This window comes from uncultured Lamprocystis sp. (assembly GCF_903933125.1).
GTDB lineage: Bacteria > Pseudomonadota > Gammaproteobacteria > Chromatiales > Chromatiaceae > Thiodictyon.
The window spans coordinates 1-2290 of the sequence record NZ_CAIZIZ010000494.1; the positions used below are offsets into that span (position 1 = coordinate 1).

Consider the following 2290-nt stretch of genomic DNA (forward strand, 5'->3'; position numbering starts at 1 on the left):
ATTACGACAACGACAACGACAACGACAACGACAACGACAACGACAACGACAACGATTGTATTCATTGCCTAACTTATTTCTGACGAATCAAGTGATCTTTCTATGACGGACATCCTGTTCGAGGTCGAGCGTCTCACCACCGATATCGGACCCGGCGACACTCCGGCACGGGTGGTCGACGGGCTGGATCTGACTCTGCGCGAGGGTGAGACCTTCGCCCTGCTCGGCGAGTCCGGCTGCGGCAAATCCATGACCGCGCTCTCACTGATGCGTCTGCTGCCGGCGGGCGGGCGGATCAGCGCGGGATCGGTGCGGCTTGCCGGCACCGACCTCCTGCGCCTGACCGAGGCGCAGATGCGCGGCGTGCGCGGCGGGCGCATGGCGATGATCTTCCAGGAGCCTCAGACCTCGCTGAACCCGGTGCTGACGGTCGGTGAGCAGATCGGCGAGGCGGTGCGCGTGCACGAGGGTCGGCCGACCCGTCTGGTGGAAGAGCGGGTGTTGGAACTGCTGGACGCGGTGGGCATTCCCGACCCTGTGCGGCGCATCGGCGAGTATCCCCACCAACTCTCCGGCGGCATGAAACAGCGGGTCATGATCGCCATGGCCCTGGCCGGCGATCCGGAACTGCTGATCGCCGACGAGCCCACGACGGCGCTCGATGTCACCATCCAGGCCCAGGTCTTGCGGCTGCTGAAGGAGTTGCAGCAGAGCACCGAGATGGCCGTGTTGCTGATCACCCACGATTTGGGCGTGGTGGCCGAGACCGCCGATCGGCTGGCGGTCATGTATGCCGGCCAGATCGTTGAGACCGCAAGCGTCGCCGAGTTCTTCGCCTCCCCCGCCCATCCCTACAGCCGCCGACTGATGGACAGCCTGCCCAGCGCCGACAAGCGTGAGGCCCGGCTCGCCGTCATCCCCGGCCGGGTGCCGCCGCTCGACCAGACCTTCGTCGGCTGCCGGTTTGCCGAGCGGTGTGCCGATGTGCTGCCGGAATGCCGCGGCCTGGTCCCGGAGTGGACTGTGCTGGGACCGGGGCGCGGGGTGCGCTGTCACCTGTGGTCCGGGGACCGGTCAGGAGTTGCGGCGCCGATTCTCACGCCACCGCCGGCCGAGCCGTTGCCGGTGGTTGGGCCGGAGGGCGCGGCGGGTCTGCTCGAAGTCCAAGACCTTGCTGTGCATTTCCCCATCCATCGCGGTGTTTTCCGCCGCATCGTGGGGCAAGTGCGGGCGGTGGACGGCGTCTCGCTCAGTCTTCAGGCCGGTCGCACCCTGGCCCTGGTGGGCGAGTCCGGTTGCGGCAAGACCACGGCCGGCTTGGGGCTGCTGCAACTCATCCCGCCCACCGGCGGCTCGGTGCGCTATCTGGGCCGGGAACTGCGCGGTCTGGGCTATCGGCGGATGCGGCCCTTCCGCAAAGACCTGCAGATCATCTTCCAGGACCCCTTTGCCGCCATGAACCCGCGGATGCTGGTCGGTGACATCATCGGCGAGGGCTTGCAGGCGTTGGGCATCGAGCGGAGTCGGGCCGGGCGCATGCAGCGGGTGGCCGAACTGCTGGACCTGGTCGGCATGGCACCGGAGGCCGCGGACCGCTACCCGCACGAGTTTTCCGGCGGCCAGCGCCAGCGACTGTGCATCGCCCGCGCCCTCGCGGTGGAGCCCAAGCTCATCGTCTGCGACGAGCCCACCAGCGCACTGGACGTCTCGGTCCAGGCGCAAATCCTGAACCTGCTGAACGATCTTCAAGACCGGCTCGGGCTCGCTTATCTCTTCATCACCCACAACATTTCGGTCGTCTCTTACCTGGCCCATGAAGTCGCCGTCATGTATCTGGGCCGGGTGGTCGAGCGCGGTCCGGTCGGTCAGGTGCTGGACGACCCTCGGCATCCTTACACCCGCGCGCTGCTCTCTGCCGTGCCGGTGGTGGACGCGGCCAAACGCCGCCAGGTGATTCGCCTGGAGGGCGATATGCCGTCGCCGGCCAATCCGCCGACCGGCTGTTACTTCCATCCGCGTTGTCCGGAGGCGATCGCCGAATGCAGCCGGGTTTATCCGGGGGAGACGCGCTTAGGTGCTGACCGGATCGTGCATTGCATTCGGGCAGCCGAAAACTCCGTTCCAGCGTAACTTGCAGCGTCATTCCGGCCAGCAGTTCCAAATTTGAGGGTCTCCTGCGGCCCATGGTGGATGCGGCGCGCACAATCGATGTGCTGAATCCCGAACATCGTGCGGCGCACCTTATCCACCCTACAAAATCGCCGGTTTTGTAGGGTGGATAAGCGTAGCG

The 2290-nt window shown here is 66.1% G+C and carries 1 protein-coding gene; it reads left to right on the forward strand.

Annotated features, from left to right (window positions below):
* Positions 1–102 precede the first annotated feature (102 nt).
* Positions 103–2130: an ABC transporter ATP-binding protein gene (locus QZY03_RS27060; protein WP_295586631.1), complete on the forward strand. Its 2028-nt coding sequence runs from the start codon at positions 103–105 to the stop codon at positions 2128–2130.
* Positions 2131–2290: the final 160 nt, after the last annotated feature.